Raw genomic sequence first — 7,385 nt, 5'->3', positions numbered from 1 at the left:
GCTTTCCTGAGCAAAAGAGAATACCTGGACAAGCTGTAAAAGCAATACTGTAGTGATTAATCTAATCATGGTTTTAGTTTTTATATGATTTAATATGTTTACTCAGCTATTTTAATTTAATGACCGAGAACGGCCCGGCTACGTGCCGTGCCGGATTCTAAATTTACCATTTTCGTCTTAATTCACAAATGCTAGCGCAGGCAGCAAAAGGCGAACTTGGCGTAGCCTGGCTTTTGCTGCCTGCGCGGGTTTTTCAATCTCAATTTTCCTCTCGAAGGTTTTTACCGGCATGGCATGTAGCCATTGTTGCAGGCAGGCGGTTTATAATTCTTCTATTTGCTTTTTTGTTAGTCCTGTGTATCTCATTATCTTTTCTATTGGCTCTCCTTCCTTCTTCATTTCTTTTGCTACAGATTTCAATCCCTTTTCTACTCCCTCTTCCATTGAAGTGTCAACTACATTCTTTATATCTCTATAGTACTTCAAACTCTCTTCATAGGCCTCCCTCTCTTCTGAGGTAAACTTTGCTATTTCTGCTGCTTCGAATAGCTTTTCAAAGATTTTATCTTGCAATTTTTGTGGCCGGTCTTGTAGCTGAGATAAATATCTAAACACATACAGCCATTTATCGAATTGAGTTTCTAATTCCTCTTCTTTTTTCTTGAATTTAGGCAGCTCTATATAAATGAACTTTAGCTTATCATAGAAAACTTCGCATTTCTGGTTCTTTAACTCTATCAAATGCAAAATCTCATTTTCTGACCTGTGGTCATCAAATATAAAATCTAGTATCCCAACTGTATAAACTGGTTCTAATTTATAATCCCAATCTCCTTTCTGAGCTTGTTCTTGAATTGGGAATGATGAATGGTATATACTTCTATCCTTGAAATAATTTTGCTTTGCCTTTTGGATTTCTACGATAAAACGTTCTCCAGATTTACCAATACAGTATAAGTCAAAAATTGCTTTCCTATCTAATTCATTCAATCCCATTTGTTCATTTCGGGAATAATTCAGGTCTTTAATTTTATGTTTCTCTGGAAGTATTTGGTTCAGGAAATCAATCAACAAGGCTTTATTGGGTTCACTTCCAAAAAGTTTTTTAAATCCAAAGTCTGTCAGTGGGTTTATATATTTATCTTGTAGTCCGCTCATTTTCAAGCTATTCTATTTTGTATTCTAGACCATTCAACACAAATATAACTCTTTTTAGTTCTCGCCGCATTATCTGAATTGTCAATAGCTTGCCTGCAACTCGCTAATACACGCACTTCCCTCCCCAATTTGTCGTTCTTTTCCCCACCTTGCCCAGGCTGAGCCTACCTGCTTGCAGCGCCCGGCGTGCCAAGCTACAGCCCAGACAATACTACAATATACAAAAAAGCCACAATGCTACCTGCTTGCCAATATAAAAAACAGCCTGCCGGTAGGCCAGTGCGGCTGCCCTGTGGGGGCTTGCCACCCCTTGGCGCCGGCCTAGCGCTGCGGAGGGGTGGCAAGCCCGACAGGGCCGAGCGGGCAGCGAGCCCCGCAGCATAGCGGCACCTGCCAGCCTGCCCCCTCCTTGCGGCAGGGGCAGGCCCCTCTTGTTGTGCAGGGGCAAGTCAAAAGAAAGGGCGCCGCAAAGCGCCCTGCCCTAATGATGTTCTATCAACGTTCCTTTAAAGAAAAATCCCGCCATTTGACGCGTATCCCGCCACCATCATGTATCTGAAGGCAGATCCCGCCCTGGCCCTCGCCAATTTTCTGGTCTTTGATACGGACCATCTTTCGCCCGTTCAGCCAAGTCGTTATGCGCGGGCCTTTGGCCTTGATCTTTAGCTCATTCCATGTGCCTTCGAGCAGGGCCTGTTCTTGTGCTGCTCCGGGCTTGGCCAGCCAGCCCCTGCCATAGGATTCGTATATCCCGCCGGTATGCAGCCCGGGCGGGGCAACTTCCACTTGCCAGCCTTGTACCTTGGTGCCTTCAACGGTAGACCTGAAGAAGACCCCGCTGTTGCCGTTCGCCTCTTGCAGGAAAGAGAGGGCCAGCACAAAATCATCGTACGCCTCCGTTGTGCAGAGGTAGCCATAGGCTTTGTCCGGCCCGCTTTCGGAGATCAATAGCCCGTCTTCAACGTACCATTGTTCTGTGCCATAAGCTTCCCAGCCGTTCAGGTCTTTCCCATTGAACAATTGGGTTTGTGCAGAAAGCAAGCTGATGGAGGTGCTCATCAAGACAATAGTCATGCAGGTTTTCATAGCGGGCGGATTTTGATGTTCTTAAACCAGGCTCTGCTTCCGTGGTCCTGCAGGCCGATCCATCCGGTGCGGGCGGCCCCATAATCGGGGTAGTCTTTCCACTTGCCAATTTCCTTGCGCATCTGCCAATCATCGGAACCAGGGTCGAAGCTGAGCATTTCAGCCCCGTTCAGCCAGTAAGTCACCTTATTGGGCGTGTACCGGATGCGGCTGCTGTTCCATTGCCCTGCGGGGCGCAGGGGCTTGTCTTCTTTGGGGGCATACATGCCATAATCTGCGCCAACAGTCTGCCAGGCTTCCAGCTCTTGTGGGAAGCCGATATCGTCCAGCAGTTGGTATTCCGGGGCATTTTCATAAAGGGCGTGGTACTGCTCGCCTTCTTGCACATGATAGAAGATACCGCTGTTGCCGGCTTCTTCTATCTTCCATTCCAGGTACAGCTCAAAGTTGTCGAATGCTTGTGCGGTGTAGATGATGTCGCCGCCGATATCGCCTCCGGTTCCTGCCGTCGTCAGCAGCCCGCCTTCAGCGGCCCAGCTGCCGGGGAGGCTATCCTGATTGAAGCCCCGCCAGCCTGCGGCCGATTGCCCGTCGAAAAGGAGGGCCCAGCCTTCGGCTTTTTCAGCTTCGGAGAGGGTGTTGCCGGCTACAGCCGTAACGGTTTCTGTTGAAGCAGGGGGGGCTGCTTCTGTGGTCGCCGGGCCCCCGCAGCTGTACATCGACAGTGCAAGGCCCCAAGCCCATAAGTACTTCATGGTTGTTGGTTTTAGTTTTGAAAAAAAATGTGGGCTAGCCTATGACCTTCATGCCCACAGGGTCCCATTGGATATAGCGGTCTTCAAAATAGCTGTCGTTGCACAGTAGGGCAGGGGCACAGGCCCGGAAGCCGAACACAGGGTCTTCCACTACCTGCCCTCCTTCCCGTATGGCCCGGAAGAGGTTGCCAAAGTGGTCGAAATGTGCGCCTTTGTAGCCTTTTTCTACTTCGTAGACCATCTTCTGAGGCGGGAGCATCTGCTTGCGGCCGGCGTAGGTACTGCCCATTTCCTTTTCCTTCGCTTCCAGGAAGGGGTCATCTTGGTGGGTAGTTTTGTTGCGCTCCACGGTCACGTCGTTCCAGCCCACATTTAAGGAGCCCTTGCTGCCGTTTATTTTGAGGTAAGTAGAGCCGCTTGTGCCGTCGATGAAGTTGCAGCGCAGAGAGAGGTTGAAGCCAGGATGGGCTTCTGAATCGGGATAATCGAACATGCCCAGCAGTACATCCGGCACCTCCCTGCCATCCTTCCAATAGCGCAGCCCTCCCATTGCTGCAATCTTAGTGGGCCCCAGGGAGTTGGTGATGAAGTGGAGGCTGGAGAAAAGATGTACGAAGAGGTCGCCCGACATGCCCGTGCCGTAGTCCCGGTAATTCCGCCAACGGAAAAAACGGAGCGGGTCATAGGGCCGCTGTGTGGTATTGGAAACGTAGCGCGCCCAGTCTACGGTGCGCTCATTGGCGCCAGAGGGGATAGGGTACTGCCAAGCCCCGCCCGGGGAATGACGGGCCCAGAAGCCTTCTGCATAGTTGATGTCGCCGATGACGCCCGCCGCCAGCAGCTCCCGGGCTTTTTCATTGCCCAGGGAAGACAGCCCCTGACTGCCGACCATGAAGATTTTGCCAGAATCTCTCCATGCCTTGATGAGCTCATGCCCTTCTGAAATGCTGTGTACCATAGGCTTCTCACAGTACACGTGCTTGCCTGCCTTGAGGGCCGCAATGCTGATGTCTTTGTGCCAGTGGTCGGGCGTGCCGATGATGACGACGTCCACGTCTGTCCGGCTGAGCACTTCCTCGTACTTGCGGGTCAGGAAGAGGTGGCTCCCCCAGCGTTCCCGCGCTGCGTCCAGGTTGCCATCGTACAAATCGCAAACGGCAGTAATGCGCACCCCTTCGTGTTCCAGGGCGGTATTGGCATCCACGGTGCCCATGCCCCCGGCACCGATGAGGGCGATGTGGAGTGTCTGCTTAGGCGAAGGCCGGGGCGCCCGCCTCATGATTTCAAAGGGCAGTGCCCCCTTTTCAGCGTAAGCTTTGGTAGCGCTGGCCGCTGCGGCCCCAGCAAGTGCGGCCTTTTTGATAAATGATCTCCGATTTTGTGACATAGGTCTAGTTGGTTGATGTTTTACAATTTGTCGGCTGCAAACCAGATTGTCGTTTTTTGGGCCTGCCCCCTCCGCAAGGATAGGGGCCTGCCCCTGCCAGCAGGCAGGTGCCGCTATGCTACGGGGCTCGCTGTCCGCTCGGCCCCTCGCCCTACAGGCGTCGGGTCTGGCCTTCGGCCACCCCTGCGCAGCGCTAGGCCAATGCCAGGCTAGTGCCTCAAGTCATAAATCTCTGATAATTAAGTTGAAGTTATTTTCCGGCTAATCAAGGCGAAGGTTCGCGACTTTAGCCCGAGCTAAAGGAGCGGTTCTTTAACGAAGAGTAGGCGGAAAAGAACGAAACTTGGGGTGGCAAGGATTTATGACTTGAGGCACTAGAGCCCCAAAAGCATAACCGCCTGCGACATTTGGGTTTACGCTCAAGCTGTCAGTCCGGCAGGTACTCTTTGGGGATGGGGTGGGCTGCCGTTTCCCCCATCCAGAAAATGCTGAGTATCCACCACCGCTCCCCATCGTGGAACAGCTGTATGCTGTTGATGCCCCTTGCGAACGGTTCCTTGCCGGAGGCGCTCCGGTAGGATTCATAAGTGCTGAAAACATGCGCAATGCTGCCGTATTCTTGTGTGCTCCGATGGATCTCTTTTTCGAAAAAACCATTTTCCTCCAGCCATTTGCCGGAAGTGCGGATGTAATCTTCCGGGCTGAGCACCCGGTAACTGCCTTTGGTGCTATCCGTTGCTGCCCTTGAAGGGGCCAGCCTGGCCTCAGGGAGGAAAAGCTCACGGAAAGTGCCCCAGTCCCTGGCCTCGCCGGCTTCTCCGGAAATGACGCTGTAGAGGGTGCTGAGCAGTTCGTCTTGCTGTGCATAGGAGGGTTGTGCAGCAAGGGGGAGATAAGCGGCTGCCTGCAGCAGTAGGGGCAGTAGTATTCTTTTCATTTCGATTAGGTTTGGCGCCGGGCTTCCTTGTCGGCTGGTAGCAAAAAATGACGATTCTTTGGCGAAGAAGTAGTTTGTTAGATGAATTTACGAAAAAGCAATCAATAATTGGGATATGTTTTGAAAAGGGTGCGCACACGGGCAAAGGATATTTGGGCTACTCGTGCATTATTTCTACCTTAGTCTGTGATAACCATCAGATTTTCTTTTTTCAACAAACGAGGGAAACCAACATGCAAAGATTAGGGTACACAGCGCTGCTGGCCCTGCTGTTTATACAGCTGGGGTACGGGCAGCGGAGCGAGACCGTGCGCCTTCCGCTGGCGGATATGTCCGCCTTCCAGCCGCAGGCCGGCAACTGGTCAATAGTGGGGGGCGTAGCCATGAACCCGGCCGTCGATATCCACGACGATCTGGAGCGGGCGGTGCAGGCGGCACCGGGCACCGGCATCCTCTTCAACAACAACACTCCTGATGCCCGCGACCACCTGCTTACGGCTTGGGAGCACGGCGATATCATCCTTGAGCTGGAAGTGATGATGCCAAAGGGCTCCAATTCTGGCATTTATCTACAGGGGCGCTACGAAGTACAGCTGCTCGACAGCTGGGGCGTCAGTCAGCCCTCTTTCTCGGATATCGGCGGCATCTACCGCAACTGGGAGCAGGCGCCCGAGCTGAAATACATGGGCAAAGCGCCGCTGGTAAATGCCGCAAAAGCACCGGGCCTTTGGCAGCAGCTGAAAATCGTCTTCCAAGCGCCCCGTTTTGATGCTTCAGGGGCGAAAGTAAGCCATGCCCGCCTCGTGTCCGTAGACCTGAACGGGGTCCGTATCCACGAGAACGTGGAAATCCCAAGGCCTACCGGCGGCCCGGTCTCTAAAGAGGAAACGGCTTTGGGCCCGCTCATGATACAAGGCGACCACGGGCCTGTGGCTTTCCGCAACATCCGCTATCAGCTGCTCCGGGAACGGCCGCTCGAGTTCCGGGATTTGACTTACGAGCTATACGAAGGGGGCTTTGAGGAGGCCCGAGCGGTAGCCTTGGGGGAAAAAGCTGCAGCAGGCCCCCTGGACAAACTCTCCCTTGCACCGGCCGGCAAGCGGGCCAGTTTTGGGATGATCGTGCGCGGCAGCTTGTCTGCAAAGGAAGCTGGCGCCCATCAGCTGCTGCTCAAGTGCTCAGGCGGGCTAAGGCTGACCGTCGCCAATCAGCCGGCAGAGATCCCTATGCAGTATGCCGGGGAGCAGCTCGTGGAAGTCAAACTGGAAAAAGGCGACAACCCCATTGAGCTCGTGTATTACAAAAACTCCGGCTGGCTGCCCTTGCGCCTTGGCGTGTTCAATGCCACAAGCCACCCTCTGCCCCTGCATGCTATGGACGCCTTGCCCACCGGCGGGGGCAATGGCCCTATCTTGGATGAAGTGGGCAATCGCCCGAGGATGCTCCGCGCATTTTTGGATTTCGAGGGCGACCGCCAACAACGCTTGACCCACGCTATCGGGGTTGGGGGCACGAATGGCGTACACTATGCCTATGACCTCAAAACCGGCTCGCCAGCTTGTGTCTGGAGGGGGGATTTTGTAGATGCCACCCCCATGTGGCAGGGCAGGGGGGATGGCTCCTTCCGCCCTTTGGGCAGCCCCGCCTACCTCTTCACCGGGCATAGCTTTGCCCGCCTGAAAGACAGCCTTGCGGCTTTCCCTTCAGCGCTCGATGAGTCCGCTGGCTTCCGCAACAAAGGCTACAAAGTGGACCCGGAATCTGGCTACCCGGTATTCCTCTACGAAGTGGATACCTTCTTGGTGTCCGATCATATCCGCCCCGATGCTGAGGGCAAAGGCCTCGTCCGTCAACTCACCGCCTCCGCCCCGTTCAACGGGATGGCGAAGCTGGCAGAAGGGCAGGAGGTCGTGCAACTGACCGGCGGCTTGTATGTCGTGGACCGGCAGTACTATGTACAGCTGCCCCCGGGCGTCAACGCTACGGTACGAAAGGTAGCTGGCCAATCAGAATTGGTCATGCCTTTCGGGAAGCATTTGGAGTATAACATAAAATGGTAAAA

General features: G+C 53.6%; 6 protein-coding genes. 1 reads left to right on the top strand and 5 read right to left on the bottom strand.

The window, feature by feature from the left end; genetic code table 11:
• Positions 1-321: 321 nt before the first annotated feature.
• The 5 genes from FRY97_RS01795 to FRY97_RS01775 all read right to left on the bottom strand — a co-directional run bounded on the left by FRY97_RS01795 (position 322) and on the right by FRY97_RS01775 (position 5,323).
• On the bottom strand, positions 322-1,158 hold the full coding sequence (locus tag FRY97_RS01795; RefSeq protein WP_147165700.1) for an Rpn family recombination-promoting nuclease/putative transposase: 837 nt from the start codon (positions 1,156-1,158) through the stop codon (positions 322-324).
• 495 nt (positions 1,159-1,653) lie between these two features.
• On the bottom strand, positions 1,654-2,244 hold the full coding sequence (locus FRY97_RS01790; protein ID WP_147165699.1) for a 3-keto-disaccharide hydrolase: 591 nt from the start codon (positions 2,242-2,244) through the stop codon (positions 1,654-1,656).
• A complete protein-coding gene (locus tag FRY97_RS01785) occupies positions 2,241-2,999 on the bottom strand; it encodes a 3-keto-disaccharide hydrolase (RefSeq protein WP_211356783.1) in 759 nt (252 codons plus the stop codon). The genes FRY97_RS01790 and FRY97_RS01785 overlap by 4 nt, the downstream gene beginning before the upstream one ends.
• Before the next feature lie 34 nt (positions 3,000-3,033).
• A complete protein-coding gene (locus tag FRY97_RS01780) occupies positions 3,034-4,386 on the bottom strand; it encodes a Gfo/Idh/MocA family protein (RefSeq protein WP_147165698.1) in 1,353 nt (450 codons plus the stop codon).
• A gap of 427 nt (positions 4,387-4,813) precedes the next feature.
• Positions 4,814-5,323 (bottom strand): hypothetical protein, encoded by a 510-nt coding sequence (locus FRY97_RS01775; protein ID WP_147165697.1) that lies wholly within the window; start codon positions 5,321-5,323, stop codon positions 4,814-4,816.
• A gap of 233 nt (positions 5,324-5,556) precedes the next feature.
• Between FRY97_RS01775 and FRY97_RS01770 the strand changes: the two genes are divergently transcribed.
• Positions 5,557-7,383, top strand: a complete 1,827-nt coding sequence (locus tag FRY97_RS01770) for a 3-keto-disaccharide hydrolase (protein WP_170254454.1) — start codon at positions 5,557-5,559, stop codon at positions 7,381-7,383.
• Positions 7,384-7,385: the final 2 nt, after the last annotated feature.

The sequence above is a fragment of the Phaeodactylibacter luteus genome (assembly GCF_007993045.1).
In the GTDB taxonomy this organism is placed as follows: domain Bacteria; phylum Bacteroidota; class Bacteroidia; order Chitinophagales; family Saprospiraceae; genus Phaeodactylibacter; species Phaeodactylibacter luteus.
This window is presented reverse-complemented; position numbering and strand designations above follow the sequence as displayed.